The sequence below is a fragment of the Sodalis sp. RH20 genome, assembly GCF_047324205.1.
GTDB lineage: Bacteria > Pseudomonadota > Gammaproteobacteria > Enterobacterales > Enterobacteriaceae > Acerihabitans.
Window position 1 is genome coordinate 1281358 of sequence record NZ_CP178733.1, and the last position, 25723, is coordinate 1307080.

General features: G+C 50.6%; 31 protein-coding genes and 1 pseudogene. 19 read left to right on the top strand and 13 right to left on the bottom strand.

Annotated elements, in window-relative coordinates; all coding sequences use genetic code 11:
• Nucleotides 1-63: 63 nt before the first annotated feature.
• The 3 genes and pseudogenes from ACL2XM_RS05955 to ACL2XM_RS05965 all read right to left on the bottom strand — a co-directional run bounded on the left by ACL2XM_RS05955 (nucleotide 64) and on the right by ACL2XM_RS05965 (nucleotide 1933).
• Nucleotides 64-570 carry a DODA-type extradiol aromatic ring-opening family dioxygenase gene (locus ACL2XM_RS05955; RefSeq protein WP_413732583.1) on the bottom strand — a complete coding sequence of 169 codons (507 nt, stop codon included), beginning with the start codon at nucleotides 568-570 and terminating at the stop codon, nucleotides 64-66.
• Between the two features lie 304 nt (nucleotides 571-874).
• A pseudogene (locus ACL2XM_RS05960) lies at nucleotides 875-1450 on the bottom strand (FMN-dependent NADH-azoreductase).
• A 51-nt stretch (nucleotides 1451-1501) separates the two neighbouring features.
• Nucleotides 1502-1933 (bottom strand): DoxX family protein, encoded by a 432-nt coding sequence (locus tag ACL2XM_RS05965; protein ID WP_413730036.1) that lies wholly within the window; start codon nucleotides 1931-1933, stop codon nucleotides 1502-1504.
• Nucleotides 1934-2062: 129 nt separating this feature from the next.
• On the opposite strand from ACL2XM_RS05965, the gene ACL2XM_RS05970 reads away from it, so the two are divergent.
• The 9 genes from ACL2XM_RS05970 to ACL2XM_RS06010 all read left to right on the top strand — a co-directional run bounded on the left by ACL2XM_RS05970 (nucleotide 2063) and on the right by ACL2XM_RS06010 (nucleotide 9679).
• Complete coding sequence (locus ACL2XM_RS05970; RefSeq protein WP_413730037.1) at nucleotides 2063-2986, top strand: LysR family transcriptional regulator; 924 nt, start codon at nucleotides 2063-2065, stop codon at nucleotides 2984-2986.
• Nucleotides 2987-3414: 428 nt separating this feature from the next.
• Nucleotides 3415-4362 carry a sugar-binding transcriptional regulator gene (locus ACL2XM_RS05975; protein ID WP_413730038.1) on the top strand — a complete coding sequence of 316 codons (948 nt, stop codon included), beginning with the start codon at nucleotides 3415-3417 and terminating at the stop codon, nucleotides 4360-4362.
• Between the two features lie 72 nt (nucleotides 4363-4434).
• A complete protein-coding gene (locus ACL2XM_RS05980) occupies nucleotides 4435-4593 on the top strand; it encodes a hypothetical protein (RefSeq protein WP_413730040.1) in 159 nt (52 codons plus the stop codon).
• On the top strand, nucleotides 4593-5000 hold the full coding sequence (locus ACL2XM_RS05985; protein ID WP_413731044.1) for a mannose/fructose/sorbose PTS transporter subunit IIA: 408 nt from the start codon (nucleotides 4593-4595) through the stop codon (nucleotides 4998-5000). Before ACL2XM_RS05980 ends, ACL2XM_RS05985 begins: the two co-directional genes overlap by 1 nt.
• Nucleotides 5000-5491, top strand: coding sequence for a mannose/fructose/sorbose PTS transporter subunit IIB (locus ACL2XM_RS05990; protein WP_413730041.1), 492 nt, complete (start codon nucleotides 5000-5002; stop codon nucleotides 5489-5491). The genes ACL2XM_RS05985 and ACL2XM_RS05990 overlap by 1 nt, the downstream gene beginning before the upstream one ends.
• A gap of 62 nt (nucleotides 5492-5553) precedes the next feature.
• Entirely contained in the window at nucleotides 5554-6351 is a 798-nt protein-coding gene (locus ACL2XM_RS05995; RefSeq protein ID WP_413730043.1) for a PTS mannose/fructose/sorbose transporter subunit IIC, read from the top strand.
• Nucleotides 6352-6362: 11 nt separating this feature from the next.
• Nucleotides 6363-7187, top strand: coding sequence for a PTS system mannose/fructose/sorbose family transporter subunit IID (locus ACL2XM_RS06000; protein WP_413730044.1), 825 nt, complete (start codon nucleotides 6363-6365; stop codon nucleotides 7185-7187).
• Nucleotides 7188-7234: 47 nt separating this feature from the next.
• A complete protein-coding gene (sorE, locus tag ACL2XM_RS06005) occupies nucleotides 7235-8464 on the top strand; it encodes an L-sorbose 1-phosphate reductase (protein WP_413732586.1) in 1230 nt (409 codons plus the stop codon).
• Between the two features lie 549 nt (nucleotides 8465-9013).
• The gene (locus ACL2XM_RS06010; protein ID WP_413730047.1) at nucleotides 9014-9679 is read left to right on the top strand and encodes a transaldolase family protein; all 666 of its coding nucleotides are present in this window, start codon (nucleotides 9014-9016) and stop codon (nucleotides 9677-9679) included.
• Between the two features lie 5 nt (nucleotides 9680-9684).
• Here ACL2XM_RS06010 and ACL2XM_RS06015 read toward each other — a convergent pair whose 3' ends face one another.
• The 3 genes from ACL2XM_RS06015 to ACL2XM_RS06025 are packed head-to-tail and all read right to left on the bottom strand — an operon-like array spanning nucleotide 9685 to nucleotide 10762.
• On the bottom strand, nucleotides 9685-10164 hold the full coding sequence (locus tag ACL2XM_RS06015) for a substrate-binding domain-containing protein (RefSeq protein WP_413730049.1): 480 nt from the start codon (nucleotides 10162-10164) through the stop codon (nucleotides 9685-9687).
• The gene (locus ACL2XM_RS06020; RefSeq protein ID WP_413731045.1) at nucleotides 10146-10580 is read right to left on the bottom strand and encodes a substrate-binding domain-containing protein; all 435 of its coding nucleotides are present in this window, start codon (nucleotides 10578-10580) and stop codon (nucleotides 10146-10148) included. Before ACL2XM_RS06020 ends, ACL2XM_RS06015 begins: the two co-directional genes overlap by 19 nt.
• On the bottom strand, nucleotides 10571-10762 hold the full coding sequence (locus tag ACL2XM_RS06025; protein WP_413730051.1) for a LacI family DNA-binding transcriptional regulator: 192 nt from the start codon (nucleotides 10760-10762) through the stop codon (nucleotides 10571-10573). Before ACL2XM_RS06025 ends, ACL2XM_RS06020 begins: the two co-directional genes overlap by 10 nt.
• Before the next feature lie 835 nt (nucleotides 10763-11597).
• On the opposite strand from ACL2XM_RS06025, the gene ACL2XM_RS06030 reads away from it, so the two are divergent.
• Nucleotides 11598-11942, top strand: a complete 345-nt coding sequence (locus ACL2XM_RS06030) for a SemiSWEET family sugar transporter (protein WP_413730053.1) — start codon at nucleotides 11598-11600, stop codon at nucleotides 11940-11942.
• 41 nt (nucleotides 11943-11983) lie between these two features.
• Here ACL2XM_RS06030 and pfkA read toward each other — a convergent pair whose 3' ends face one another.
• Nucleotides 11984-12946 carry a 6-phosphofructokinase gene (gene pfkA, locus ACL2XM_RS06035; RefSeq protein ID WP_413730055.1) on the bottom strand — a complete coding sequence of 321 codons (963 nt, stop codon included), beginning with the start codon at nucleotides 12944-12946 and terminating at the stop codon, nucleotides 11984-11986.
• Between the two features lie 810 nt (nucleotides 12947-13756).
• On the opposite strand from pfkA, the gene ACL2XM_RS06040 reads away from it, so the two are divergent.
• The 7 genes from ACL2XM_RS06040 to ACL2XM_RS06070 all read left to right on the top strand — a co-directional run bounded on the left by ACL2XM_RS06040 (nucleotide 13757) and on the right by ACL2XM_RS06070 (nucleotide 18759).
• The gene (locus ACL2XM_RS06040; protein WP_413730057.1) at nucleotides 13757-14326 is read left to right on the top strand and encodes a PTS glucitol/sorbitol transporter subunit IIC; all 570 of its coding nucleotides are present in this window, start codon (nucleotides 13757-13759) and stop codon (nucleotides 14324-14326) included.
• Entirely contained in the window at nucleotides 14319-15338 is a 1020-nt protein-coding gene (locus ACL2XM_RS06045) for a PTS glucitol/sorbitol transporter subunit IIB (RefSeq protein WP_413730059.1), read from the top strand. The genes ACL2XM_RS06040 and ACL2XM_RS06045 overlap by 8 nt, the downstream gene beginning before the upstream one ends.
• Nucleotides 15339-15353: 15 nt before the next feature.
• A complete protein-coding gene (locus ACL2XM_RS06050) occupies nucleotides 15354-15722 on the top strand; it encodes a PTS glucitol/sorbitol transporter subunit IIA (RefSeq protein WP_413730061.1) in 369 nt (122 codons plus the stop codon).
• A gap of 13 nt (nucleotides 15723-15735) precedes the next feature.
• A complete protein-coding gene (gene srlD, locus ACL2XM_RS06055) occupies nucleotides 15736-16518 on the top strand; it encodes a sorbitol-6-phosphate dehydrogenase (protein ID WP_413730063.1) in 783 nt (260 codons plus the stop codon).
• Between the two features lie 48 nt (nucleotides 16519-16566).
• A complete protein-coding gene (locus ACL2XM_RS06060; RefSeq protein ID WP_413730065.1) occupies nucleotides 16567-16929 on the top strand; it encodes a transcriptional regulator GutM in 363 nt (120 codons plus the stop codon).
• 92 nt (nucleotides 16930-17021) lie between these two features.
• On the top strand, nucleotides 17022-17792 hold the full coding sequence (gene srlR / locus ACL2XM_RS06065; protein ID WP_413730067.1) for a glucitol operon DNA-binding transcriptional repressor SrlR: 771 nt from the start codon (nucleotides 17022-17024) through the stop codon (nucleotides 17790-17792).
• A gap of 4 nt (nucleotides 17793-17796) precedes the next feature.
• On the top strand, nucleotides 17797-18759 hold the full coding sequence (locus ACL2XM_RS06070; RefSeq protein ID WP_413730069.1) for a KpsF/GutQ family sugar-phosphate isomerase: 963 nt from the start codon (nucleotides 17797-17799) through the stop codon (nucleotides 18757-18759).
• A gap of 418 nt (nucleotides 18760-19177) precedes the next feature.
• On the opposite strand, the gene ACL2XM_RS06075 is transcribed toward ACL2XM_RS06070, so the two are convergent.
• Complete coding sequence (locus ACL2XM_RS06075; RefSeq protein WP_413732588.1) at nucleotides 19178-20203, bottom strand: LysR family transcriptional regulator; 1026 nt, start codon at nucleotides 20201-20203, stop codon at nucleotides 19178-19180.
• A gap of 84 nt (nucleotides 20204-20287) precedes the next feature.
• On the opposite strand from ACL2XM_RS06075, the gene ACL2XM_RS06080 reads away from it, so the two are divergent.
• Together ACL2XM_RS06080 and ACL2XM_RS06085 are read left to right on the top strand one after the other, a co-directional pair.
• Complete coding sequence (locus tag ACL2XM_RS06080) at nucleotides 20288-21601, top strand: MFS transporter (protein WP_413730073.1); 1314 nt, start codon at nucleotides 20288-20290, stop codon at nucleotides 21599-21601.
• Nucleotides 21594-22814 (top strand): M20 aminoacylase family protein, encoded by a 1221-nt coding sequence (locus ACL2XM_RS06085; RefSeq protein WP_413730074.1) that lies wholly within the window; start codon nucleotides 21594-21596, stop codon nucleotides 22812-22814. Before ACL2XM_RS06080 ends, ACL2XM_RS06085 begins: the two co-directional genes overlap by 8 nt.
• Nucleotides 22815-23261: 447 nt before the next feature.
• On the opposite strand, the gene ACL2XM_RS06090 is transcribed toward ACL2XM_RS06085, so the two are convergent.
• Genes ACL2XM_RS06090 through ACL2XM_RS06110 form a run of 5 tightly spaced genes read right to left on the bottom strand, consistent with a single transcriptional unit; the run spans nucleotide 23262 to nucleotide 25626 of the window.
• Complete coding sequence (locus tag ACL2XM_RS06090) at nucleotides 23262-23570, bottom strand: hypothetical protein (protein ID WP_413732589.1); 309 nt, start codon at nucleotides 23568-23570, stop codon at nucleotides 23262-23264.
• A 45-nt stretch (nucleotides 23571-23615) separates the two neighbouring features.
• Nucleotides 23616-24011, bottom strand: a complete 396-nt coding sequence (locus tag ACL2XM_RS06095; protein WP_413733196.1) for an isocitrate lyase/phosphoenolpyruvate mutase family protein — start codon at nucleotides 24009-24011, stop codon at nucleotides 23616-23618.
• Complete coding sequence (locus ACL2XM_RS06100) at nucleotides 24012-24191, bottom strand: hypothetical protein (RefSeq protein WP_413730076.1); 180 nt, start codon at nucleotides 24189-24191, stop codon at nucleotides 24012-24014.
• Nucleotides 24188-24997 carry a citryl-CoA lyase gene (locus ACL2XM_RS06105; protein ID WP_413730077.1) on the bottom strand — a complete coding sequence of 270 codons (810 nt, stop codon included), beginning with the start codon at nucleotides 24995-24997 and terminating at the stop codon, nucleotides 24188-24190. Before ACL2XM_RS06105 ends, ACL2XM_RS06100 begins: the two co-directional genes overlap by 4 nt.
• Nucleotides 24997-25626, bottom strand: coding sequence for a CoA transferase (locus tag ACL2XM_RS06110; RefSeq protein WP_413730078.1), 630 nt, complete (start codon nucleotides 25624-25626; stop codon nucleotides 24997-24999). The genes ACL2XM_RS06105 and ACL2XM_RS06110 overlap by 1 nt, the downstream gene beginning before the upstream one ends.
• Between the last annotated feature and the right edge of the window lie 97 nt (nucleotides 25627-25723).

Sequence of the window (25723 nt, forward strand, 5' to 3'; positions counted from 1 at the left end):
AATGACGTTTTGATCGCAAGGCAGTGTTTGCTGGGGAAAGTGTTTTTCGGCTCTACTGAGAGTCTACCCGAACCTGAACCCCGAAAAAGGCTTCTCGGCGATACGGTCATGATACACGCAGTCGCCTGTCTTTCCCTCGGCAGCACCAGCGGCGACCAGCAGCGGCAGAAGATGTTCTGGCTCGGGATGGGCGGACTTTCCAGCCGGAGCTGTTTGCCAACCGGGCAAATTCATCTCCCGTAACGCTGGATTGATGACCGCTTCACCCAACCATGAATCGAATGACTCGGTCATATCATCTCCGCGTCCGATAAAAAAATGTGGCAGGTTGTGATGACTTATGCCGCTGCTGATAATCAGGGTATCATTATTGCGCAACGGCGCCAGGGCACGTCCCATCGCCAGATGCCGGGTCGGATTATAGGATTCCATCATTGAAAGTTGAAGGACAGGAATGTCGGCGTCTGGATCGATAAGCTTAAAGGAAATGAACACATCGTGATCATAACCGCGCCGATCATCCGTACCGGCGGTGAAGCCGGCATCCTCCAGCCTTTGACACACCTTCACCGCGACCTATCGGCTCAACGGGCGTAGGCCAGGTGAGCCGATAGGTCGCGGTGGAGGGAAAACCGAATAGTCGAAAAGCAATGGCGGGTGCGCGCCCGTATTGACCGTCGGATTCCCGGCCTGCCAATGGCCGGATAAGGTAATGACCGCGCGCGGACGCTGCCCGATAAACATATCGAGTCCGCGCAAGGACGCAGCCATACGATCCCAAGTATCGTGCGGTCATACAGGGGTCGGGTCCGATAAAAAAGCACGGGCCGCGGCCATGGAGAATGAAGAAGGTAGGAAACATGCTCATATCGGCCTACTGAATCTGGATACAGGAAATCGCCGCTTCGGCAGCGGCAATCGCGCCTGCACGGCTTTCGGGGCCAAAGGCGGTGCCTTCCGCGACCACAATCGTGGGTTTGATGCCGATAAAGCCAAAGATCGCATTCAGATAGGTTCCGGCATGTTCGAACTGCGCCCACGATGCCCCAGGCTGATAGACCGCACCCCGCGACAGCAGAACAATTACCCGCTTATCTCCCGCCTGACCGGCCGAATTGCCTTGCTCATCCAGACTAAAGGTAACGCCGGCGATGATAATCCTATCTATTCACGCCTTAAGCTGGCTCGAAATGGTAAAGTTGTAGAGCGGTGCACCGATAATCATGGTGTCGGCCATAAGAAATTCATCAAGGATGGTTTTACTGGCAGCAGACTCTTTTGTCCCTTTCGTCGGTTTGTCAGTCATCAGGTAATGATCGATTGGCGCGGCAACCAGATCGCGATAGATAACCTGTTGATTAGGGTGAGTGGCCAACACTTGTGCGAGGGCAGTGGCAGAAAGTTGGCGGCTAACAGAATTTTCGCCGCTGATGCTCGAGTCAATATGCAAGATAGTTATGATGTTATGCTCCAGATGATCAGGTTGGATGTGTGTGATGATTCAGCGAGGGTGAATAGGGGCCTTTCGCGTCCGCCCCCACAGAGCAAAAACTGCCAATGGCAACAGCACCAGATTAAGTGGCAACACCATGTATTCGCCGCGAGAAATGTGGAAAACGATTGCCAACACTTGTAGCACCGTAATGCCGCTCGCGGCCAGTATCCCTAATTGCGGCAGGATGCGCGTCAAGGCCGGCAACAGGATACCGAGACCGCCCGCCAGGTCGACTAGACCGATAAAACGCACGAATATCTCGGAAAACTCGCCCGTCCAAGGCATCATCGCGGACAATTGCGCTATTGGGGACGCCAACTTGAGGTAACCCGACATGACAAAAGTGACAAAAAGCGCACTCTGCACTATCCAAAGTCCAATCCGCAACAGCTTGTTTGCCGAAGATCCTTCTGTTGAATTTACGTCCTCTATGCTCATACGTTTTCTCTCCTATGCAGTCAAGGTTTGAGCATAAAGCGATCACTCCATCAAAGATACCCGGATTGTTTTCATAAACAACTTCAATTATTCTTATGGTTATGAATTGTCTAACCGCGGAGTAGGGATATGAATGCCTTAACGCTCGATCAGCTATTGGTTTTTATCACCACCGTCGACCAAAGCAGTTTCTCAAGTGCGTCACGTGTACTCAATCGAACCCAATCCGCCGTGACTTACACCATACAGAAGCTGGAGGATCAGGTAGGAATAGCACTCTTTGATCGCAGCGCCTACCGTCCTTCGCTTACCCCTACAGGGAAGGCATTGCTGCCGCGAGCGCGGCGTATTCTTGCAGACGTTAACGCACTGCATAATCATGCGAAGGCGATGGCTCAAGGGATGGAGGCTGAAGTACGTTTCGGCGTATCGGAAATGGTGCCCATTACGCAACTTGCGCCGATATTGGCTGCGTTTCGCGTTGAATTTCCCACGGTCGTTCTTCGCATCTCCCGGGCATCGTTCGGTTTGGAGGAATTGCTGGTCGCGGGGAAGTTAGACCTTGCCGTTCTGCTGGAGATCGATTTGCCCGCCACGCTCGACCGAAACCGCTTGTCGAGCATGGATTTGGTCGCCGTCGCGGCCCCGGGACATCCGCTCGTCCTGCATCAAAGTCCTGTTACCGTGGATATGCTGCGCAAAGAATTACAAATCGTGCTGACCGATCCGCGCGACGCGGCCCGAAGTCGCGAACATGGCGTTGCAGCGCTGGACAGCTGGCGGGTGACTGATTTGACGACCAAACATGGGCTGCTTTATGAAGGGCTGGGTTGGGGCAGTATGCCCGAACCGCTTGTTGCTGCTGATATTGCCGCGGGGCGTCTAGTTGTGCTGGAGGTCGAGCGCTGGGACGGCGGTGATTATTTGCCACGCATCAACATCGTTGCCGCTCAGTCAGTTGAACGAGCGGCGGGACCGGCACGCGCGGCACTATTTGCTGCATTAATCGATAAATATCCTGACGATGGCCTGGCCCGTTCAAATCATAGATAGGCATGTCTACGCATCTGGCCGCCTACTTGGATGGTGTCCGGTTTGCAGAACGAGTTATTCCAGTGCCAATTGAATGAACGTGGTGGGCCAGATGTTCGTTTCCTCATCCTTCGGCGTATGCCAGCGCGCAGCCACTTGTCGCTGGGTGAAACTGCCGCAATTAATTGTGATCCACAACACATATACTCACAAAAGCGCACGGTCGACCGTCTTGCAATTTTGTCCCATCAATAAAATAAGAATCAATGTGTTAACTACTAATGCACAAATGTGCTTATTTATAAACTACATAGAAACATTTGTGCAGTATAATAATTCAATTATTCAGATTAAATACCATAAAAAGCCTTTGAAACTCCCCGCGAAACTTGTTATATCAAAGTAATCAAGTCATAACGGAGTTTGCACATATGTGCAAGTGAGCGGGAATGGAAAACAGCGATGATGTCCGTCTAATCGTGAAAATTGCCCAGCTTTATTATGGGCAGGACATGACACAGGTACAGATTGCCCGTGAACTTGGTATTTATCGCACCACCATTAGTCGTTTATTAAAGCGTGGCCGCGAGCAAGGCATTATCACGATCGCCATTAATTACGACCATAACGAGAATTTATGGCTGGAACAACAGCTTAAGCAAAAATTCGGCCTGAGGGAGGCGGTGGTCGCGTCCAGTGACGCGGACCAGGAAGAAGACAAGCTTGCCGTGATGGGGTTGCACGGCGCTCAGTTGGTTGACCGGTTGTTGAAGCCGGGTGATATCATCGGTTTTTCGTGGGGGCGCGCCGTGCGGGCGCTGGTCGAAAATCTGCCTCAGGCCAGTCAGTCGCGCCAGGTGATTTGTGTGCCAATTATCGGCGGCCCCTCCGGTAAGCTTGAGAGCCGTTACCATGTGAATACGCTTACCTATGGCGCGGCCGCGAAACTGAAGGCGGAGTCACATCTGGCCGATTTTCCCGCCTTGCTGGATAACCCGTTTATCAGAAACGGCATTATGCAATCCCAGCATTTTAAAACCATCTCTGCTTTTTGGGATAACCTGGATATTGCACTGGTAGGGATCGGCTCACCGGCGATCCGTGATGGCGTCAACTGGCATGCTTTTTACGGCAGCGAAGAGAACGACGATCTGAACTCCCACCCGATTGCAGGGGATATCTGTTCACGGTTTTTTGATATTAACGGCAACGCTGTTGAAACCACTATGAGTGAAAAAACGCTGGCCATTGAAATGCCGCGTATTAAAAAGGCGCGGTATTCCATCGGCATTGCGATAGGTGAAGAAAAATATTCAGGCATTCTTGGCGCCTTGCATGGAAATTATATCAATTGTCTGGTAACTAATCGGGAAACGGCTGAGTTATTACTTAAGTAACAAAAAGAAATAAAAATTAACGCGGAATTTATCTGCGGCGGGACCATTTTATCCGAGAAACGGGAGTCTATTATGCAAACGTGGTTAAAACTGGCCAGTAACGTTTTTATTGTTATCGGCGGCGCATCCGGCAGCGGTATGAATAAGGGTGTCGGGCAGCTATCGGCACCGGGTGTCAAGGGCAGATGGCGCACAAAAATGACGGCGACACAAGACGAGAGGGAAGCATGATGGCTAATGCAATCTTTTGTGCTCACGGCAAGCTCGCCAGCGCGATGCTTGAATCCGTTCAGATGGTGTATGGCGACACCAATGTGACCGCGGTGGAATTTGTTCCTGGTGAAAACGCGGCGGATATTGTCGCCAAATTGACGGCTATCATCGCTCCTCACCCGGATGAAGAGTGGCTGGTTGCCGTCGATTTACAGTGCGGCAGCCCCTGGAACGCGGCGGCCTCCCTGGCGATGAAAAATGCGAAATTGCATCTCATCAGCGGCCTGTCATTGCCGCTGGCGCTGGAGTTGGTCGATAACCAGCAGAATATGGCCGCCGATGCGCTTTGCGCACACCTGACGGCTGTCGCAAGCCAATGTTGCGTGGTCTGGCAACAGGTAAAAACCCTAGAGGAAGATTTCTGATGAAGATAACTCTTGCCCGTATCGATGACCGTTTAATCCACGGCCAGGTCACGACCGTCTGGTCAAAAGTGGCTAACGCACAGCGTATTATTATCTGCAATGACGATGTTTATAACGATGAGGTCCGCCGCACTTTATTACGCCAGGCCGCACCACCTGGAATGAAAGTCAATGTGGTCAATATCGAAAAGGCCGTCGCCGTATATCATAATCCGCAATATAAAGATGAAACCGTTTTTTACCTTTTCACCAATCCGCAGGATGTATTAAGCATGATCAAGCAAGGTGTAAATATCGGAACTGTGAATATTGGCGGCATGGCTTGGAGACCCGGGAAAAGACAGTTAACCAAAGCTGTTTCTCTGGATGAACAGGATATTGAAGCGTTTCGTGAGCTGGATAAATCCGGAGTGAAACTGGATCTGCGTATAGTCGCTTCAGACCCGTCCGTTAATATTCTAGAAAAAATAAAAGAACAGTCTTTCGTCTAGTAATACAGTCGCCTGTTTTATGCCGTAACAGGCAGGGATGACTATACCTGAAAGGTGATATTATGGAAATCAGTACCCTACAAATTATAGCAATATTTATATTTTCGTGTATTGCCGGCATGGGCAGCGTGCTGGATGAATTTCAGACCCACCGTCCGCTGATTGCCTGTACCGTTATCGGGCTTATTCTCGGCGATGTGAAAACCGGCATTATGCTGGGCGGCACACTTGAACTGATTGCGCTCGGGTGGATGAATGTCGGCGCGGCGCAATCACCGGATTCCGCACTCGCCAGTATCATCTCCGCCATTCTGGTGATCGTCGGCCATCAAAGTATTGCTACGGGGATTGCCATAGCACTGCCTGTGGCCGCCGCGGGACAGGTGTTGACGGTATTCGCCCGCACGCTCACCGTCGTCTTTCAACATGCCGCCGATAAGGCCGCCGAACAGGCGCGCTTTCGCACCATTGACATCCTCCACGTTTCAGCTCTAGGCGTACAGGCGCTGCGTGTCGCCATTCCAGCACTAGTCGTGTCGCTGTTCGTCAGCGCCGATATGGTCAGCAATATGTTGAACTCAATCCCGGACTTCGTCACGCGTGGGCTGCAGATTGCCGGCGGTTTTATCGTGGTGGTTGGCTACGCTATGGTGCTGCGCATGATGAGCGTGAAATACCTGATGCCCTTTTTCTTCCTCGGCTTCCTGGCCGGCGGTTATCTCAACTTCAGCCTGCTGGCCTTCGGTGGTGTGGGCGTGATCATTGCGCTGGTCTATATCCAGCTTAACCCTCAATGGCGTAAAGCCGAACCGCAATCCGCCCCTGCCGAATCGGGTGCGCTTGACCAACTGGATGACTAACGGAGCCCGCCATGGAACCCAAAAAACTTACTCGCGCTGACTTGTTCAACATGTTTTTACGCTCAAATTTGCAACAGGCGTCATTCAATTTTGAACGCATTCATGGACTGGGCTTCTGCTATGACATGATCCCGGCGATCAAACGTCTCTATCCCCGCAAGGAAGACCAGGTAGCAGCACTTAAACGACATTTGGTGTTCTTTAACACCACGCCTGCGGTCTGCGGCCCGGTGTTAGGGGTAACCGCAGCGATGGAAGAAGCGCGCGCCAATGGCGCGCAGATTGACGATGGCGCCATCAACGGCATCAAAGTCGGCATGATGGGGCCTCTGGCCGGCGTCGGGGATCCCCTGGTCTGGGGAACTCTGCGACCGATTACCGCCGCGCTGGGCGCGTCTTTGGCGCTCAGCGGCAATATTATCGGGCCGCTCTTGTTTTTCTTTATTTTCAATGCGGTGCGCCTGGCGATGAAGTGGTACGGCCTGCAGTACGGCTTTCGTAAAGGAGTCAATATCGTCAGCGATATGGGCGGCAATCTACTGCAAAAACTGACCGAAGGCGCCTCCATTCTCGGTCTGTTCGTGATGGGCGTGCTGGTGACGAAATGGACCAGCATCAATGTGCCATTGGTGGTATCGAAAACGCCCGGGCCGGATGGCGCGACCATCACCATGACGGTGCAGAATATCCTCGACCAGCTGTGTCCCGGCCTGCTGGCATTAGGACTGACATTGCTGATGGTGCGGTTGCTCAACAAAAAAATCAATCCGGTATGGCTGATTTTCGCTCTGTTCGGCCTGGGGATACTGGGTAACGCGCTGGGCTTTTTGTCCTAATTTTATACCCCGGCGATGCCGGGAAAACCTTAACAACGAGGTGGTTTATGAAAACGACGGCTATACGCCTGTACGGCAAACGCGACCTGCGTTTGGAAACTTTTGAGCTTCCTGATATGCAAGATGATGAAGTCCTAGCGGCGGTAGTCACCGACAGCCTGTGCCTCTCCTCCTGGAAAGAGGCCAATCAAGGCGAAAACCATAAAAAGGTGCCCGATGATGTGGCAACAAACCCCATTATTATCGGCCATGAATTTTGCGGCGATATCATCGCGGTGGGCAAAAAATGGCAACATAAATTCAAGCCAGGCCAGCGCTATGTCATTCAGGCTAATTTACAATTACCTGATCGTCCGGATTGCCCCGGATATTCTTTCCGGTGGGTGGGTGGCGACGCCACTCATGTGGTGATCCCCAATGAAGTAATGGAGCAGGATTGTCTGTTGGTATATGAGGGGGAAACCTATTTTGAAGGGTCGCTGGTCGAGCCGCTGTCCTGCGTTATCGGTGCGTTCAACGCCAACTATCATCTGCAGGAGGGCACCTACAATCACAAAATGGGTATTCGTCCGCAAGGACGAACGCTTATCCTCGGCGGTACCGGGCCGATGGGATTACTGGCGATTGATTACGCGCTGCATGGCCCAGTAAACCCCTCCTTACTGGTGGTGACAGGCACGCGTGAAGACAAATTGAACTACGCCTGTAAACATTATCCCTCAGAGCCGCAAACACAAATCCACTGTTTGAATGCGCGGGAGGCGACGTACGATGCGTTGCTAGCACTGAGCGACGGGCACGGCTTTGATGATATTTTTGTTTTCGTGCCTGAAGAGGAGCTTGTCACTAAGGCGTCCTCGCTGCTGGCTCCGGATGGCTGTCTGAACTTCTTCGCCGGGCCGCAGGATAAACAGTTTACCGCGCCGGTTAACTTTTATGATGTGCACTATGCCTTTACCCATTATGTGGGCACTTCCGGCGGCAATACCGACGATATGCGTACTGCGGTAAAACTGATAGAAGAGAAAAAAGTACAGGCGGCAAAAGTTGTTACGCATATCCTTGGGCTGAATGCGGCAGGGGAGACGACGCTGGATTTGCCGGCTGTCGGTGGCGGAAAAAAACTGGTCTATACTGGGAAATACTTGGCATTGACTGCCCTCACTCAGATCCAAGATCCGGAGCTGGTGGCAATTTTGGATCGTCATAAAGGTATCTGGTCCGGCGAAGCGGAGCAGTATCTACTAGCTCATGAACAGGAAATCAACCAAGATTAACCTGATACCCCGCGCTGCATATCGCAGGCGGGGTGCATTGATCATTTCTCTTCGGACGCGTCGATGATATGGCTGATTCCTCCGATGCCTGACAGGAAGGAACATTATATTTTCGACGAAGGTGAAAAATCATAACTGAGAAATTGTGATCAATATCACTTAAGCGAATTGTCCAAGTGAATAACATACCCATAAATGACAACGTTGTCATTTTGAGGTAGTTAAATAACAATATTAATTTATTGATTCTATTAAATAAATTATTGTTTGTTTTGTGAACCAACTATAAAAATAAAAATGATTTCATTCTAAAAATTTTTGGAACTTACCGTGAGGCCAATGTTGGCCTTTGTTGGTTATGCAATCTCCATTCATTTGATTAGAGGGTGATCTTTACCACTACTGCCTGGCATTTTTCTTCTTTTTCATAGCCAAGTAAATGTGACTGAACTGAAGCTTTGTGGATGCAACAGCAGAACAGAGAGAGAGGGAGTCAAGCTGGGTTATGTTGTCGTTCACGAGTGATAACACTATAAGAGGGTATATTGGATGAAAATTTATGTCGATACCGCTAATTTGAATGAAATTAAAAATCTTGAAGCCAGTTTACCTCTTGCCGGAGTAACGATGAATCCAAGTATAGCGGCTAAATCAGCGGTTAAAATGTCAGTGTTAATTCCCCAGATTCGCGCCATTTTGGGACCCAATAAGCTGATTTTTGCTCAAGTCATTGCCTCAGATAGGGATGGCATAATTGAAGAAGCTAAACGTCTTAGTCGTTTGGACGATGCAATCGTCGTCAAAATCCCTGTGACGGTAGAAGGTATACAAGCAATTAAAAAAATGAAAGAGGCGAATATTAAAACGTTGGGAACCGCCGTCTATAACGCCACCCAAGGCTTGCTGGCAGCCCTAGCGGGCGCTGAATATGTCGCCCCGTATTTTAATCGTATTGAGGCAATTTCTGGCAACGGCATCGAGACGGTCACTTCATTGGTCAAACTTTTGGAAATGCATGCTCCGCATTGCAAGGTTTTTGGTGCCAGCTTCAAAAATAACCGACAGTTTCTTGAATGTTTGTTAGCAGGTTGCGAATGTGTTACTTTGCCGGCGGATCTTGCGGGCAAATTATTGGACAATGCCCTTGTGGAAGCTGCTGTTCTTCAGTTCCAAAATGATTGGAAAAATGCGTATGGGAACCTTGAAGTACACTGAAGAATTTATGCGGTTTTTATAAAGGAAGTGTCATGGATACTTCCTTTTTCATATCCTCTGCAAATAAATATCTGAGTGAATGTTACAATATTTATCACTGATTGCCTGACTATTAAATCGGCGCTCAATCTCTTTATAATTTTCTCAGTACGATTTTTTTTCACTATCTTGTCTATCAACATGCTCGCCGCTGTTAATCCCATCTGATAGGCAGGTTGTTTAATAACAGTTAATGGTGTGGGGAAGAAACTTGCCCATTTGGGATCATCAAACATAAGAAAAGATAAATCATCTGGCAGGGAAAGGCCACATTTATAGATAGCAGATACAACACCTTCTCCTATGAAATCATTAGCAGCAATAATGGCTGTGGGAATTGGTTTTCTGGTCAGGTAATTCATGACTTCACTGCATGCTCTTTCCTGTAATTTGTCAGTTTCCATTATCAAAATAATATTATTTTTTATTACTGACGCACTCTCCATGATGGCATTTTTGAAACCATCGAGTCTTTCCTTGAATGTGGTAATCGCAAGTTGCCCGTACAATATAATATATTTCTATGCCCTAGATTGAGCATATAATTTGTTGCAAGTTTCATACTTTCATGATTATTAATTAATACCTGGTCGCTGGATGGGAATCCTGATAATCGATCTACTTCAACAATAGGCAAATGGTTTAATTTTTCTATATTATTAATTGAGTTAGCAGTCGGAACAATAATCAAGCCTTGCAGCATATTGCTTTTCAGAAGATGAATAATTTGGCGCTCAATCGCTTCATTTTCGGAGGACGTTCCAAAGATCACGGTATAGCCTTTATCTATTGCAATTTTCTGGATTGCGGTAATAATCTCGCCGTGAAATATGTTAATTATATCAGAAACTATTACACCGATAGTTTTCGATTCCCACTGCGAAGTTTTCTGGCGATGGTATTGACTTCATATCCAATTCCTTGCGCCGCAAGCAGAACTTCATCGCGGGTTTTTCTCGTCACCAGGTCTGAATCTCTTAATGCCCTTGATACTGTAGAGTTCGACAGCTTTAGTTTTTTAGCTATGTCTGCGATGCTTGCCATTTGTGTCTCTTTGTCAAATTAAGCTGAAAAATCCCGCTTACGGTTTGCGGTAGTCTTATAACGCATCTGGGTAACCCCTTTCAGTCCGCTCAGGTTTACAAGAAAAGCGGTCTTGACGTAGTGCCCCAGCTTCTGTTAATTGATGTGATAGCTGCGCGGCCATTAAACAACAAAATACGCAATCCAAAACCAGTCTGTAATGTTCATTTCATTTAGTTACATTTTTATGCTATGGTAATTGAACTATAGATATTGACATTATCAAGCAGACACTATTTGTCAAAGGTTAAGATTTGCATAAAAGAAAAGAAAAAATTTCAAAATGGGTAAGTGTTAGTGTTGATGCTGGCGCTGGCGCTCTACAGCGTTCATGCACGAGTTCATTCAACTCTGAAGGACACCATCGCGGGATATCCCGCTTCCTTAAGATCCGCAACCCCCCGTATTGCACGCGTATTTACAATATTTCGTCACCTTAATGTTTCGCTTCAAACAAAAAATCTTCTCTCCCGCAGGCCAACTCCAACATCGATCTATTCGCCGCATGGGTAAGGTGAGCATTCATGAAAAAATAGAGAAGGGTAGTGGCGAAAAATTCGTATAAGAGAGGGGTTGTCTTTTGTATGGCAAGTAGGGCTTGCACTGACATCAGGATGCTATGTAGCTGAGAAAGCCACTGAATTGCATTTTCGGGCTCATATGACCCGTTGTTCCCCCTTTCCTCCTTAGGCAACACAATGTTATTTGTAAAGTTAAGGCATTATTAAATAAGGATATAGCAGAGTCGCAGAGGTAGCTAAGACCAGTTTATCACAACGAAGATACGAGGTATGATATGAAGAATCTGATGATTGTCGCAGCGACTATAATTTTGGCGCTGCTGTCGTTTGTGCTCCTGTCGCCGTGGCCAATTTGGCAGGGAACGCTTGCGGCGTGGGTAACCACTGGTTCGTTTTTCCTGCAGGTTATGCATATCATCAAAAACAAAGACACCAGCAGCCTCTCATTGGGAATGTGGGCAGTGCTATTCCTGGGCGTTTCCTGTTGGGCTGGTTATGGTTTTCGCATGGGGGACTTCCCCATTATGATATCGAACGGAATCACCGCTATGTTGGCACTTACGGTGATCTCACTCAAGTTATGGAATGAGCGCCCGATTAGTAAGAGTAATCGTTCCTGACCGGGACGCATCCTGGGAAGTAAGTAGGGCGCTTGAGCTGGTTAAAACAGCGTTTTGGCAGTTTTGAACAAATCGCTTTTAAAAGGGCGCTTCATATTTTCAATAGCATCGATAATATCGTGATGGACAAGCTTTTCGTTTTGCACGCCAACGCAGCGTCCACCATAGCCTTTTAATAACAATTCTATTGAAAAAGCACCCATGCGGGAGGCCAGAATTCGATCATAGGCAACCGGGCTGCCACCGCGCTGGATATGTCCTAAAACCGTGGCGCGGGTTTCTCGACCGACCGCTTTTTCGATATATCGCGCCAAATCGCTGACATTGCAAACATGCTCTGTAATAGCGACGATGGCGTGTTTTTTGCCTTTGGCAATGCCAGCTTGGATTTCGGCAACCAAATCTCCCGGATTAAATTTTACCTCAGGCAATACCATAAACTCACAACCACCGGCTATGGCCGCCGCCAGGGTCAAGTCACCGCAATAACGCCCCATCACTTCAACGATAGAAATACGTTGATGGGAAGAAGACGTGTCACGTAGTCGGTCAATCGCTTCTACCACGGTCTCCAGTGCGGTAAAATAACCGATAGTGTAATCGGTACCGGCAACGTCATTATCAATGGTGCCGGGTAGGCCGATGCAGGGAAATCCCGTTTCAGTTAACCGTTTTGCACCCATATAGGATCCATCGCCACCGATAACCACTAATGCATCAATTCTGCGTTTGTTCATATTTTCAATGGCAATGGCGCGGGTTCCTTCTTCTCTGAATTCAGGAAAGCGGGCAGAACCCAAAAAGGTACCACCACGGTTAATCATATCTGAAACGCTATAACGGTCCAGTTTACTTATTCGATCTTGAAACAAGCCGAGGAAGCCGTCATGGACGCCATAGACTTCTAGCCCTTGGGAAAGACCGGCACGGACCACTCCCCGGATTGCCGCATTCATACCTGGTGAATCACCACCGCTTGTCAGCACACCTATTTTTTTAATCATAACGACCTCTGAATATTAGATATGTTCATAGTTCACATTACGCTCATTTGATTTATGGCCTCTAAAAACTTCGATTATACATACAGCATAGAACGGCCATGTTCAAAAACAGGTGCGGTATCAGCGCTAACATGAATGTCTGATAGCGGATAATATCGCCGAATTTGCGAAAAAAATTAATATTAAAATAACATTTATACATACAAGTAATTATAAACAGCCATAAGGATGCTTGGAAAAAACACAGAGAAGGCGTAATTAGGTGTTTGGTTACTTTACAGTTTCATTTTTGATAAGGAGAAAACAATGGCAAATAGAAACCCTCTCAATCCCGAAAAATCCATCCCTAAGTCCGAAGGTAGCACACAACACAATAGTCGGAACGACGACGGGACTATAAGGAAAAAACGGGATAATGCAGGTAAATTTTGCAAATAATTTGTATAAGTCCGCAGGGAAAAGGTTGCCACTTGGCAACCTTAATTCCTCGGAGCCATCATGCATGGAGTCTTCACCACAAAAATCCACTCAGGGCAGCGTTTTTTCGGTTCCCATAGTTTTCAAGCTCTTGGGTCTTCGTCCCCAAGCCAATTTCTTTCAGTTTGCTATCTCCCCCGTCCAATCTTAACTTTTGGCGAGGTCAAAGCTGTCAAAGCTAAAGTAAAAGATAAAATCTTTCATTTAGATCTGTTATTTTAATCATAATGATCATTTTTGTGATGAAAGACGCTTTTTTGTGCACTATTTAGATCTATATTTCTTTCGAAATAAACGATATTACAAGGTGTGCCCACGCAAAGGAGTTTCAGAATGATTGAAATTATTACCCATGGAGCCGAATGGTTTATCGGGCTCTTTCAGGAAGGCGGGAAGACTTTTGTCGGCATGGTGACCGGTATTCTTCCTTTACTTATCAGTCTGTTGGTTGTAATGAATGCGTTAATCGTTTTTGTTGGACAAAAGCGGATAGAAGCACTGGCGCAACGTTGTGCTGGCAACCCTGTTTCACGCTATCTGTTATTGCCTGTTATCGGAACGTTTGTTTTCTGTAATCCGATGACGCTGAGCCTGGGTAGATTCATGCCCGAGAAGTACAAACCCAGCTATTACGCTGCGGCGTCCTACAGCTGTCATTCCATGAACGGGTTGTTCCCCCATATTAACCCGGGTGAGTTGTTCGTTTATCTGGGTATCGCTAACGGGCTCACCACGCTTCACCTTCCACTGGGACCGCTCGCCGTCAGCTATCTGTTGGTCGGCATGGCGACGAATTTTGTTCGGGGCTGGGTAACGGACCTTACCACGGCTATTTTCGAAAGAAAAATGCACATACAGCTTGATAGTCAGGTTCGTTTAACGGGCGGAGTCCAAAATGTCTAAGATAATAGAAGTTCATAAAGGTGAAAGTGGCTGGGGTGGGCCGCTGTTTTTGACAGCCACGGCAGGCAAAAAAATTGTTTATATTACCGCAGGCACCCGCCCGGCAATTGTTGACCGGCTAAAAGAGCTGACCGGCTGGGAAGCGGTTGATGGCTTTAAAGAGGGTGAACCGCCGGCAGACGAGATTGGTGTTGCTGTCATCGACTGTGGCGGAACCCTGCGTTGTGGGTTATATCCTAAGCGCCAAATCCCCACCATCAATATCCATGCCACCGGTAAATCCGGTCCATTGGCGCAGTTCATTACGGAAGATATTTACGTCTCCGGTGTCAGAGTGGGTGACATTCGTGCCGCCAATGATAATGAAGCACTTTCAATACCTTCAGCACTTAAGCCACAAAACGATAAACAAACTGGCGCAACCGCCGGGGCTGGCGCTAAAGGTCGTGATTACGATACCAGCAAAAAAATCACCGAACAAAGCGACGGCTTATTAGCAAAAGTGGGGATGGGAATGGGCTCAGTAGTCGCCGTCTTCTTTCAGGCCGGCCGGGAAACCATTGACACTGTACTCAAGACCATCCTGCCATTTATGGCTTTTGTCTCCGCGCTTATTGGCATCATCATCGCTTCCGGCCTGGGGGATTTTATCGCACACGGTCTGACGCCGCTGGCAAACAGTCCCATTGGTTTAGTGACATTAGCATTGATCTGCTCCTTTCCGCTCCTGTCGCCTTTTCTTGGCCCAGGTGCGGTCATCGCGCAGGTCATCGGTGTCCTGGTCGGCGTGCAAATTGGTCAGGGCCTTATCCCCCCCCATCTGGCGTTGCCAGCGTTATTTGCCATTAATGCGCAGGCCTCTGCCGATTTTATCCCGGTCGGCCTGTCGCTGGCTGAGGCCAAGCAAGACACCGTGCGGGTGGGTGTGCCGTCGGTACTGGTTGGCCGCTTCCTGACCGGTGCGCCGACTGTTCTCTTGGCCTGGGCTGCGTCCGGTTTTATTTACCAGTAAGCAATGGAAAGGGTTATGAAAACTATTTATGAATCTACGTTCGTTTCAGCTGGCGCAAATGCCACGGAATCCTTCGAGGATAATTTCATTATCACTTTTGCAGAAGGTGCACCGGCTGAAGTAGCCGAATACTGCTTTATTCATCGTCCGAATATTAATCTGGAGGCCCCCTTCAACCCGGGCTCCTTGATAACAATTGGTGAGCAAAGCTGGCTGGTCACGGCTGTTGGGGAAGTGGCAGAAACCAACCTACGTGAATTAGGCCATATCACTGTGAGATTTGACGGAGCCATAAAGGCTGAGTTTCCGGGAACGGTTCATGTCGAAGGCCCAACGCCTACATCAATCGAACCCGGTCAGAAGTTTCGTGTATTAAATGAGTAAACAGGAGAATAAAATGGATCAGGTTGCTGTAGTTATCGGTGGTGGTCAGACACTGGGCGCTTACCTGTGTAAGGGACTCGCCGAGGCGGGTTATAAAGTTGCTGTAGCCGACCTCAATGCCGGCAACGCCGACGCGGTGGCGGCGGAGATTAACCAATCTCATGGGGAGGGGCAGGCGTCCGGATTTCAGGTGGACGCCACCAATGAAGAAAGCGTTATCGCGCTGGCTAAGGCTATTGATGAGACATTTTTAGGTGCTGCAAATTTGCTTGTTTACAGCGCGGGTATCGCAAAAGCCGCACCTATCACCCAATTTGCTCTCAACGATTTTGACCTGTCGCTTCAGGTTAACTTGGTGGGATATTTCTTGTGCGCCCGGGAATTTTCAAAACTGATGATCCGCGATACTATTCCAGGAAGGATTATCCAAATTAACTCAAAATCCGGCAAAGTGGGTAGTAAACATAATTCTGGTTACAGTGCGGCCAAATTCGGTGGTGTGGGGCTGACTCAGTCGCTGGCACTCGATTTAGCGGAGTACGGTATCACTGTTCATTCCCTGATGCTGGGTAATCTGCTCAAGTCACCCATGTTCCAGTCACTCCTCCCCCAATATGCCAAAAAGCTGGGTATCCGGGCAGATGAGGTGGAGCAGTTCTATATTGACAAGGTGCCGCTCAAACGGGGGTGCGACTATCAGGACGTCCTCGATGTGCTAATTTTTTATGCAAGTGACAAAGCATCCTATTGTACGGGCCAGTCTATCAACATTACCGGCGGACAGGTCATGTTCTGACATAAGGCCGGCAGCCTGCGCTGCCGGCTTTTACCGGGAGGTTTCAGAATGAACTCAGTTAATATGCTGATATGTTTGGCGGGACTTGCTTGGGCCGGACAGATAGTGCTCGGCTGGCTGCAGATGCGGAAATTTAATGAAGCTCTGGCGCAACTGCCGGCAGAAAATCGGGTCGGGATCGGACGCTCGGGGGGCCGTTTTATGCCGCGGCTGGTCCTGGTTCTTAGTGTGGACAGCAATAATATTGTAACCCAATCCTTTATTATGAAGGGGATAACGGTTTTTTCCCGCCCGGTGGCGGAAGATAAACTTCAAGGTATGCGGCTCGAGCATATTAATCCAGAGCAACTCTATCCGCAAAGTAAAGCCATGCGAGCTGCACTGGGATTAGCTATCTCAAATAAAAGGTGATATCTTTTAAATCGAAAGATATCCCTTCCCATCACGAATATGGTTGTGCGAATGTGAATGGAATCAATAGGGGCTCAGACAGGGAAACCAGGATGAAACCAAAACAACGGCAAACTCAGATAATCGAATACCTTCACGGTAAAGGGCATACCACGGTCGAAGAGTTGATAGCGCGCTTCACTACGACTGGGACCACCATTCGCAAAGACCTTACTCACTTACAGCAACAAGGTGCGGTTATCCGGACTTACGGTGGCGTAATGCTTACCCGTGATGAGGGAGACCAGCCCATTGACAGAAAAACGTTTATCAATATTGAAAAGAAAAAGCAGATTGCTGCGTGTGCCGCGAGACTTATCTCTGAAGGCGACTCGCTGGTTTTCGATGCCGGTAGCACGGTATTACAGATGGTGCCGCACCTGGCAAAATTTAACAATATCACTGTCATGACCAACAGTCTGAGCATCGTGAATGAATTGGTCGAATTGAATAATGATCAAGTCATCCTGATGCCCGGCGGGACATACCGCAGTACTTCCGCCTCTTTTCATGGAAGTCTTGCTGAATCGGCTTTCAGCCACTTTAGCTTCGATAAATTGTTTATCGGCGCGGATGGCGTTGACCTGAATGCGGGTGTCACTACCTTTAATGAGGTGTTTGCCGTCAGCCAGGCTATGTGCCGCGCTGCCCAAAAGATCATTCTCCTTGTGGACTCCTCAAAATTCGGCCGTAGAAGTCCGAATGTAGTTTGCTCCCTTGAGTCGGTGAATGTACTGATCACAGACAGCGGCATCTCAGACGATATTACTGCGCAACTGCGTGCACGGGGTATAAAGGTCATCATTGCCGGAAAAGAAGAGTAAAGCCATGCGCGAAATCTTGATGAACGCCGCCAGAGAAACGCTGCAAACTGAGATTAATGAAATCATTTGCCTGTCTGAACGAGTTGATGATCCCTTCGTTGATGCCTGTAAACTGATACTGACGTGTCGTGGAAAAGTGATCGTCAGTGGGATCGGTAAATCAGGCCATATCGGCAAAAAAATTGCGGCCACGCTGGCCAGCACCGGTACGCCCGCTTTTTATGTTCATCCGGCTGAGGCGCTGCATGGCGATCTGGGTATGATAGCGGCGGGCGACGTGGTGATACTGATATCCTATTCAGGACATGCGGCTGAATTCCGTCGAATGATGCCGCTGTTACGTGCATTGCCTGTCGGCGTTATCGCTTTTACCGGTAATCCTGATTCACCCCTGGCCTGCAGTGCAGATCACGTTATCACAACATACGTCACGCAAGAAGCCTGCCCGCTAGGCCTTGCCCCCACTTCTTCCGCAGTCTGTACCCTCATGATGGGTGATGCCATGGCGATTGCGCTAATGAAGGCACGAAATTTCAGTGAACTGGATTTTGCGCGCACCCACCCCGCTGGTAGCCTGGGCACGCGTCTTCTCAGCCGTGTAGGCGACATCATGCGGACCAATGATAAAATTCCTCAGGTCAAGGACAATGCCACGGTTACTGATGCCTTGTTTGAGCTGACCCGAACCGGGCTAGGGCTGGTAGCTGTGATCAACAGTGATGAGGCGCTTTGCGGCGTTTTTACTGATGGCGATTTGCGCCGCTGGCTGTTAAAAGGCGGTCAACTCAACGAGGCGGTGTCGTATGCGATGACGGCAGGAGGAGTCAGTCTGAGCGCAACGCAGCTGGCGTCTGAAGCGTTGGCTTTGTTTCACGAAAAGAAAATATCAGCTGCCCCCGTTCTCTCTGTTGACTCTCGGCTTATCGGCTCCATCAGTATGCATGATATCCACGAAGCCGGCCTTTGATAACTAAGTATTTGATAGAATGGATTGGTGCTGGCAAGCCCTTATCGGCATTCACGCGCGTGATGCTGGCGCAGCTGTCACGGATTTGAGGTTCGATATTACGGTATCAGGAGCGATAATTCCAATGCCTTATGGCGGTTCAATAGTGTAGGTGCAGATTCGACATGAATTCATTTGAGCCGCAGTTAATAGGTTTTTCCGTGCGGGACGTTACCGCTACGCTCGGCAGCCCATAATCTAGGGTCCAATGGTCGCCAGAAAAAAATGGGTGAGCTCGAATATACATGTAGTTAAAAAGTACTCCTTCGTCCCTTGCTCAACTCGGTCTGTTACCCGTTAAAGTAGCCAACGGCAGTACCATTTATCTTCGGGGTGTGACAGACGTGCACGATGGTGTCGCTCCGCAAAACAAGATCGTTTACGTTGATGACTCGTCTGATGATGATCTTACGTCCGCTTGAGCAGGGGGAATGTCCAAGGCGGCGTCGAGCGATATTGAACGACAGGCCTGACGCAGTCCGTCAATCAGGCCGCCGGCCCTGCCGCGTACATGGATCATGCCGAAGGCAGGGCTCCAGTAATCCGATACAAGTGGGATACGCACAATATCTGCGGGGGGTAGTCCACCCTTAGTCGGGAGCGGATAAAGGTTAAAGACAGAATAACCGAGACCGGCGGCGACCATGTTGTACGCCATTTCGCGCGAACCGACCGTATAGCCGACACGCGGCCTGACGCCATGATGATCGAAAAGGCCGGCGTAATAACGCCGGGCGCCATCGAAATCGAGCAGGATATACGGCTCTTCCTTCAGTTCTGATAAATGAACTTCCTTCTTTCCCGCAAGATGATGAGTGGGATGCAAGCCGATGTGGAGAGGTGACTTGAACAGTTCAATAAACTCCAGCGAGGGATGAATATCGTCATTGAATGTGAATGCCGCCGACAGTTTTCCGGCGCGGACCGCTGCCGACAGCCCCTGCGAGCTCTCTTCAACGAGCTGGATATGCCCGTTCAGCATGGATTGGGACAACCGCGCTATCAGAGACGGCATAATGAGCGCGCCCGCGCTGGCAAGCACACCCAGCGAAATGTCGCGCGCCCAATCCAAGGGAATATGTGCCGCTGCTTGTTCAAAGCCGCGGTAGGCCCCGAGAAACTCTTCGGTAAGCGCCGTAAAACGCTCACCGTCCCGAGTTAGTTTCATGCCCTTGGCCGGTTCGCCGACAAACAGGCTGATATGGAGCCGGTCCTCAATAAGGCGAATGGCCTCCCGTATCGAGGAGACCGAGACCGACATGCGCTCGGACGCTTTAGCGAGCGAGCCAGTCTGTTTTACCGCCACAACGTAGCGCAGCTGCTTGATCGAATAGGACACGCATTTCCCGGATTTATCACGGTGACAGGCAATGGATAGAATACATTTTTTGTACGTATTGCGCATTATTAATGCATTTTCTCCAACGAGGTAATTTCGCTACGCTGGTCCCGTAATCAACAAACCAATCGGCACCAGGGGGGGAGGGAAATGGCAAGAAGCACGACGGCAGTATCCGCCGGCGAACAGGATGAAGCTAAGACCGGCACGCCAGGGAAAGCGGCAAGTATTGCGGCAGTAACGCTCGGCAATGCGCTTGAATTTTATGATTTCACCCTCTACAGCATTTTTGCCGCTATCATCGCCCGGCAATTTTTTCCGGCAGATACGCTGCTGGGTAGCCTGATGCTGTCGGTGGGGGTGTTCGGTGTCGGTTTCCTGACGCGTCCACTGGGAGGGATACTGATTGGAGCTTATGCCGACCGCAAGGGAAGGAAAGCCGCAATGACCCTGACCATCGCCCTGATGGCGCTGAGTACGGGTCTGCTCGCCGTTATTCCACCCTATGCGGCTATTGGCATCGCCGCGCCCTGTCTGGTGGTACTGGCCCGCCTCATCCAGGGCTTTTCCGCCGGCGGCGAAATGGGACCGGCCACCACCTATCTGCTGGAACGGGCGCCTGCCGACCGGCGGGGGCTATATACCAGCTGGCAGTCAGCCAGTCAGGGTCTGTCATTCCTGCTAGCCGGCATCATCGGTTATCTGATGACGCAAATCCTGCCGAAAGAGAGCCTGGAGGCCTGGGGATGGCGGCTGCCGTTCCTGCTGGGCGTCCTGATCGCCCCGGTCGGCATGTATATCCGTAATCGCCTTCCCGAAACATTGGAAAGCGGGCGGACGTACGGTTCGACCAGGGAAGTTCTTACCGACTTGCTCGCCGGCCATGGCCGTACAGTGATATTGGCGGGCCTCGCCATCGCGGGCGGCGCCGTCACCATGTACATTTCGAGCTATATGACCACCTATGCGATGACAACGCTCAGGCTTCCTGCCGGGGTCTCGATGCTTGCGACACTGGTGACCGGCGCGACCATGGCGATAATGAGCCTGCTGGGAGGATGGCTGTCGGATCGGTTTGGCCGCAAAGCGGTCATGATCATCCCGCGCATGCTGCTGGTCCTAGCGGCCTATCCCGCCTTCATGCTGATTACGCGGGAACAAACGGGGACCATGCTGCTCCTGATGGTCGCGCTGCTCGTGACGTTGCATTCCCTCAATGCCGGCGTGATGCTTGGCATGATCCCGGAATCCTTTCCGAGCCGGGTGCGCAGCATCGGCCTGTCTTTTTCCTATGCCGTCGCCGTCACGATCTTCGGCGGAACGGCGCAGTTTGTGGTCACCTGGCTTATCGCCGTCACCGGCAATCCGATGACGCCGGCCTGGTACCTGGTCGGCGCCAATGCCGTCGCCGTGGTTGCCATGCTGATGATGCGTGAAACGCGGCATACAGCGCTCAATGATTAAACAAGATTTGGAATATACGGTAATGAAGAACACCCTATTTAAAAAGATCGGCGAGTACCTTCCCCAATTGATCGCCATCCGGCGGGATATTCACCAGCACCCTGAAACGGCGTTCGAAGAGCGGCGAACCTCAGCGCTGGTCGCCAAAACGCTTGAAGGCTGGGGGATCGCCGTGACGCGCGGGATCGCCGGTACGGGCCTGGTTGGCACAATCCGTGGGCGTCGGCCCGGGATACGCAGTATAGGACTCAGGGCGGATATGGATGCCCTCAATATTGAGGAAGCGACCGGCCTGGCCTATTCCTCAGGATACCCAGGCAAGATGCACGCCTGCGGCCATGACGGTCATACGGCCATGCTATTGGGCGCAGCCCGTTATCTTGCCGGGGATCCCGACTTTGCGGGTACGGTCCACCTCATCTTTCAACCGGCGGAGGAGGAGGGAGGGGGAGGGCGCAAGATGATCGAAGAAGGCCTGTTCGAGCGCTTTCCTTGCGACGCCGTTTATGGCTTGCATAACGAGCCGGGACTGCCGGCCGGCCGGTTTGGCATCCGGCCGGGTCCAATGCTGGCCAATGTCGATACCTGGGCTGTCAGGTTCGCAGGCACCGGAGGGCACGGCGCGGTGCCACATCGCGCCGTGGATCCCAGCCTACCGCTGGCGCATTTTCTGCTTGGCCTGCAGACCATCATCGGCCGTAACGTTCCTGCCCGCGAGACCGCGGTTATCAGTACCGGTTATATCGCGGCGGGTCATGTACGCTCCACGAATGTCATCCCCAGTGAGATAGTGGTACGAGGCACCGCGCGCTCCTATGAGCCATCGGTCAGAAATATACTGGAACGGCGTCTCTCCGAACTGGCGGTCAATCTGGCGGCCGCGCATGAATGCACGGCTGTGGTCAGCTATGAGCGGGGATATCCCGCTCTAATCAATGCCACGGAGCAAACGCAACTCGCCGCCGCCGCCGCCGTACGCACGGTGGGTGAGGAGCGGGTCGAAGCGCTTTATCCGGCCATCACCGCAGGAGAGGACTTCGCCTACATGCTGGAGGAGCGGCCGGGAGCGTTTATGCTGATAGGCAATGGCGTAGAGGCCGACGGCACGTTTCATCACGTCCACACGCCGCGCTTCGATTTTAATGACGATATCCTGTCGTTCGGGATCGGCTATTGGATCAATATCGTAAAACTGGAATTGGTTACTGAATGAATGCTTGCTGTAATTTGGCGCGCACGCGTACGATAAGGCGTTCTGAGCAGTGATTTATATCATTATCTAACCAGTGTATAAATTAAAAGTATTCAAATTTAAGACGAGAAATCCGCAATGCCGTGTGTCTGAACATCTGCCGATCCTGCTCAGCGCTTAAAATAGGCGGTAATGGCATCAAATGCCCCAGACAGTTGAGGTAAAGTAATTTTTAGCGAAATTAATGGCGATCCTAATGCGTTAATTACCAAATAAGCAATTGATCAATGCGAATTCACGCATTTGGTGATTGATATTTTTGCTAAAATCAGCGTTACAATCGAAAAAATGGGGCGGAATTGTCTTTGACCTACTCACTGGATCTCATAAGTTTCCTCTTTCAGTCATGGATGAATTCGGCCGGAAATAACATGAAATGAATCATTAAATTATTTTTCTGCCATTGGGCTATCTGTTGTTTAAACACCCTGTAGCCAACATTTGGAATATGTCTTCGACACGGAATATATGCTGGCCCGCTTCCAGGAATCGCCCGGTACGAAGAATGATGTTACATACCTTCGTCATTGCCGCATGGGCCGCCCTTATCTGGTGGTTATCATCGATGACATCTGTGATCCCGGCCAGCCCCAGTTCGTCTTCCGTCAGGTGCGGGTAGGCGGTCGGAATGGCATATAACGGTTTCAAGATCCCAGATGAAGCGCTAAGCTCGCTGTAATGCGCTGCGAATTCAAGCACCTCCTGCCCGGAAGACATTTTCGAATGTACCAAAATGGCATCGGATTCAGAGTGCAAGTAACGTTAGGCTCGTCTCACTGCTTCCGCCATTCCCGCGCCGGCGATCAGCGCCTCAGTTCGTGCAATTATCATGAAATCGGGGCTTTGAATCGCTCGTTTAGTGGCAGCAATTTTCGCAACGAACACCTCAAGATCTTCCAGATTATGGCTGACACTGGCGGCAAGGCTTGAACGCTTGGGAAAAACCTTATCTTCGATGACGACCGCCGACACCCCTAACGCTTCCAACCGGGCACAAAAATGCTGGCAGGCAACAGGCTCTCCGCCCGTATCAACATCAACGATCAAAGGTAACATTGTCGCCGATGCTATTTCCTCAACCGTTTCAAGACGCTTTTCCAACTGACCCAGTTCAATGTCGGGAAGCGCCCGGGAAGTCGCAATGCTGAATCCCGAAATCTATAGTCCGTCGAAACGCGCAGTCTTGCCGGAGGCTATTTCCACTGCTGCTTCCGATGCCACCAGCGCGGAGAGCGGGTTATGGCATTCCATGAAGCGCAGCGTATGACCGGAAGTAAGACTGTGCTTTAATCGTGGCCGGCGTTCCTCCGGCAAGAGATGCATATCAAGTAGCGTCATTTGACAGCCTCATCGATAGCGGCTGGTGAAGTGAACGGCCCATCATAAGCAAAAGGAAAACGGATCCGCATGGGTTTCTCGCGCGTCAATTCCTCACGTACATGGGCGGCAACCCCGGCGCAACGGCCGATGATAAAGATCAGCCTGCCGATCAATGGCTCAAAGCCCATGCCCAACAGTATCGCCGCGATAGCACCGTCAACATTGACCGGAAATTTGCGGCCATGCTCGGCTTCCAGCGCCCGTTTAAGCGCACGCATCATGGCGATCTCCTGGCCGCAAATACCCAGCGTCTCCGCCTGACGCCAAAGCTCACGCGTTCTGGGATCTTCGGTATGAAAGCGATGTCCAAGACCGGGAAGCCGGCGTTTTTCCCGCTTTGATTGCGCGACCAGCCCGGCGGCCCGCTTTGCCATATCGTCCGGCGATGTCACGTCTTTGAAGGTGTCCGCCAGCATCACCATGGACGCTTCCCCTGCTCCGCCGTGAGCGTCACCTATAGCGAGCAAACCGCCCCCCACCGCCGCCTCCGGCGCACGGCGATTGCCGCTCGCAATGACGCGGGCGGTCAACATTGATGGCGATGTGGGACCATGGTCGCAGGTGGATATAATAATGGCATTGAACAGCGCGGCTTCCGCCGGGGACGGACGATGTCCGGTGAAAAGGAGATAGACAACCTCGCCAAAAGAACCCCATTGCATCAACGTTTCTATAGGCACGCCGCGAACAGCCAGGCGGCCATTGCCAAAATCCGTGATCCCCGTACGCCAGGCGGTGTGTTGCAGTTCTTCCGCTTTTTTCATCAGGCCCTCCGCTCAATTTTCGTCGATTGTGATAAAGCAGTTTCAGCCGCAATCTCGCCAAGTATATCGTCACGATCCTGATCCGCACGCGGCCCAATACGCCGTATACGACCGGGCGTACGGGAAAAACGCGGGACGACGGCATGCATCGGATAAGTGCCGAGTTCCGGGTCCTCCACACTTTCCATCACGCCACGCCCGGTTACGTGCGGATCGGTGAGCAGTTGGGCGATGTCATAGACCGGCGCGCCGGCAATCCCCTCGGTCTCGAAGGTGCCCATAAGTTCAGCTAAAGTGAATGAAACGAGTTTGTCGGCCACAATGGCGTCAATCGCATCGCCGTTTTCCACACGCGCTTCATGGCTGGCGAACCGATCGTCTTCAAGAAGATGCCCGAGCCCGAAGATACGGAAAAATTTTTCGGCCATCACGGGCGTGGACACTGAAATGACGACCCATCGATCATCCCGTGTCAGGTAGATGTTGCGCGGCGCATTGTTCGGCGAGCGGTTGCCACGCCGTTCGGGAACATGGCCAGTTAGACGATAGGCGGCGGCAACCGGTCCCAGTACGGAAACAATTGGCTCCTTTCTCATAGAACAGGTGGGGTTGTGGTGGATTGTTATCATCGATTTTTTGCAGTACGGTAAAAGATGTGATGATCACCATCCGTGTCTCACTCCGGGATGCGTTGTAAACAGCGTGACATCCGCTGGGGTTACCCTT

Excerpts from the sequence above, each read along its gene's own strand:
- ACL2XM_RS05965 (WP_413730036.1), bottom strand. The coding sequence starts at position 1,933 with ATGAGCATAGAGGACGTAAATTCAACAGAAGGATCTTCGGCAAACAAG.
- ACL2XM_RS05970 (WP_413730037.1), top strand. The coding sequence starts at position 2,063 with ATGAATGCCTTAACGCTCGATCAGCTATTGGTTTTTATCACCACCGTC.
- ACL2XM_RS05975 (WP_413730038.1), top strand. The coding sequence starts at position 3,415 with ATGGAAAACAGCGATGATGTCCGTCTAATCGTGAAAATTGCCCAGCTT.
- ACL2XM_RS05980 (WP_413730040.1), top strand. The coding sequence starts at position 4,435 with ATGCAAACGTGGTTAAAACTGGCCAGTAACGTTTTTATTGTTATCGGC.
- ACL2XM_RS05985 (WP_413731044.1), top strand. The coding sequence starts at position 4,593 with ATGGCTAATGCAATCTTTTGTGCTCACGGCAAGCTCGCCAGCGCGATG.
- ACL2XM_RS05990 (WP_413730041.1), top strand. The coding sequence starts at position 5,000 with ATGAAGATAACTCTTGCCCGTATCGATGACCGTTTAATCCACGGCCAG.
- ACL2XM_RS05995 (WP_413730043.1), top strand. The coding sequence starts at position 5,554 with ATGGAAATCAGTACCCTACAAATTATAGCAATATTTATATTTTCGTGT.
- ACL2XM_RS06000 (WP_413730044.1), top strand. The coding sequence starts at position 6,363 with ATGGAACCCAAAAAACTTACTCGCGCTGACTTGTTCAACATGTTTTTA.
- sorE (WP_413732586.1), top strand. The coding sequence starts at position 7,235 with ATGAAAACGACGGCTATACGCCTGTACGGCAAACGCGACCTGCGTTTG.
- ACL2XM_RS06010 (WP_413730047.1), top strand. The coding sequence starts at position 9,014 with ATGAAAATTTATGTCGATACCGCTAATTTGAATGAAATTAAAAATCTT.
- ACL2XM_RS06015 (WP_413730049.1), bottom strand. The coding sequence starts at position 10,164 with ATGGAGAGTGCGTCAGTAATAAAAAATAATATTATTTTGATAATGGAA.
- ACL2XM_RS06025 (WP_413730051.1), bottom strand. The coding sequence starts at position 10,762 with ATGGCAAGCATCGCAGACATAGCTAAAAAACTAAAGCTGTCGAACTCT.
- ACL2XM_RS06030 (WP_413730053.1), top strand. The coding sequence starts at position 11,598 with ATGAAGAATCTGATGATTGTCGCAGCGACTATAATTTTGGCGCTGCTG.
- pfkA (WP_413730055.1), bottom strand. The coding sequence starts at position 12,946 with ATGATTAAAAAAATAGGTGTGCTGACAAGCGGTGGTGATTCACCAGGT.
- ACL2XM_RS06040 (WP_413730057.1), top strand. The coding sequence starts at position 13,757 with ATGATTGAAATTATTACCCATGGAGCCGAATGGTTTATCGGGCTCTTT.
- ACL2XM_RS06045 (WP_413730059.1), top strand. The coding sequence starts at position 14,319 with ATGTCTAAGATAATAGAAGTTCATAAAGGTGAAAGTGGCTGGGGTGGG.
- ACL2XM_RS06050 (WP_413730061.1), top strand. The coding sequence starts at position 15,354 with ATGAAAACTATTTATGAATCTACGTTCGTTTCAGCTGGCGCAAATGCC.
- srlD (WP_413730063.1), top strand. The coding sequence starts at position 15,736 with ATGGATCAGGTTGCTGTAGTTATCGGTGGTGGTCAGACACTGGGCGCT.
- ACL2XM_RS06060 (WP_413730065.1), top strand. The coding sequence starts at position 16,567 with ATGAACTCAGTTAATATGCTGATATGTTTGGCGGGACTTGCTTGGGCC.
- srlR (WP_413730067.1), top strand. The coding sequence starts at position 17,022 with ATGAAACCAAAACAACGGCAAACTCAGATAATCGAATACCTTCACGGT.
- ACL2XM_RS06070 (WP_413730069.1), top strand. The coding sequence starts at position 17,797 with ATGCGCGAAATCTTGATGAACGCCGCCAGAGAAACGCTGCAAACTGAG.
- ACL2XM_RS06075 (WP_413732588.1), bottom strand. The coding sequence starts at position 20,203 with ATGCGCAATACGTACAAAAAATGTATTCTATCCATTGCCTGTCACCGT.
- ACL2XM_RS06080 (WP_413730073.1), top strand. The coding sequence starts at position 20,288 with ATGGCAAGAAGCACGACGGCAGTATCCGCCGGCGAACAGGATGAAGCT.
- ACL2XM_RS06085 (WP_413730074.1), top strand. The coding sequence starts at position 21,594 with ATGATTAAACAAGATTTGGAATATACGGTAATGAAGAACACCCTATTT.
- ACL2XM_RS06090 (WP_413732589.1), bottom strand. The coding sequence starts at position 23,570 with ATGTCTTCCGGGCAGGAGGTGCTTGAATTCGCAGCGCATTACAGCGAG.
- ACL2XM_RS06100 (WP_413730076.1), bottom strand. The coding sequence starts at position 24,191 with ATGACGCTACTTGATATGCATCTCTTGCCGGAGGAACGCCGGCCACGA.
- ACL2XM_RS06105 (WP_413730077.1), bottom strand. The coding sequence starts at position 24,997 with ATGAAAAAAGCGGAAGAACTGCAACACACCGCCTGGCGTACGGGGATC.
- ACL2XM_RS06110 (WP_413730078.1), bottom strand. The coding sequence starts at position 25,626 with ATGATAACAATCCACCACAACCCCACCTGTTCTATGAGAAAGGAGCCA.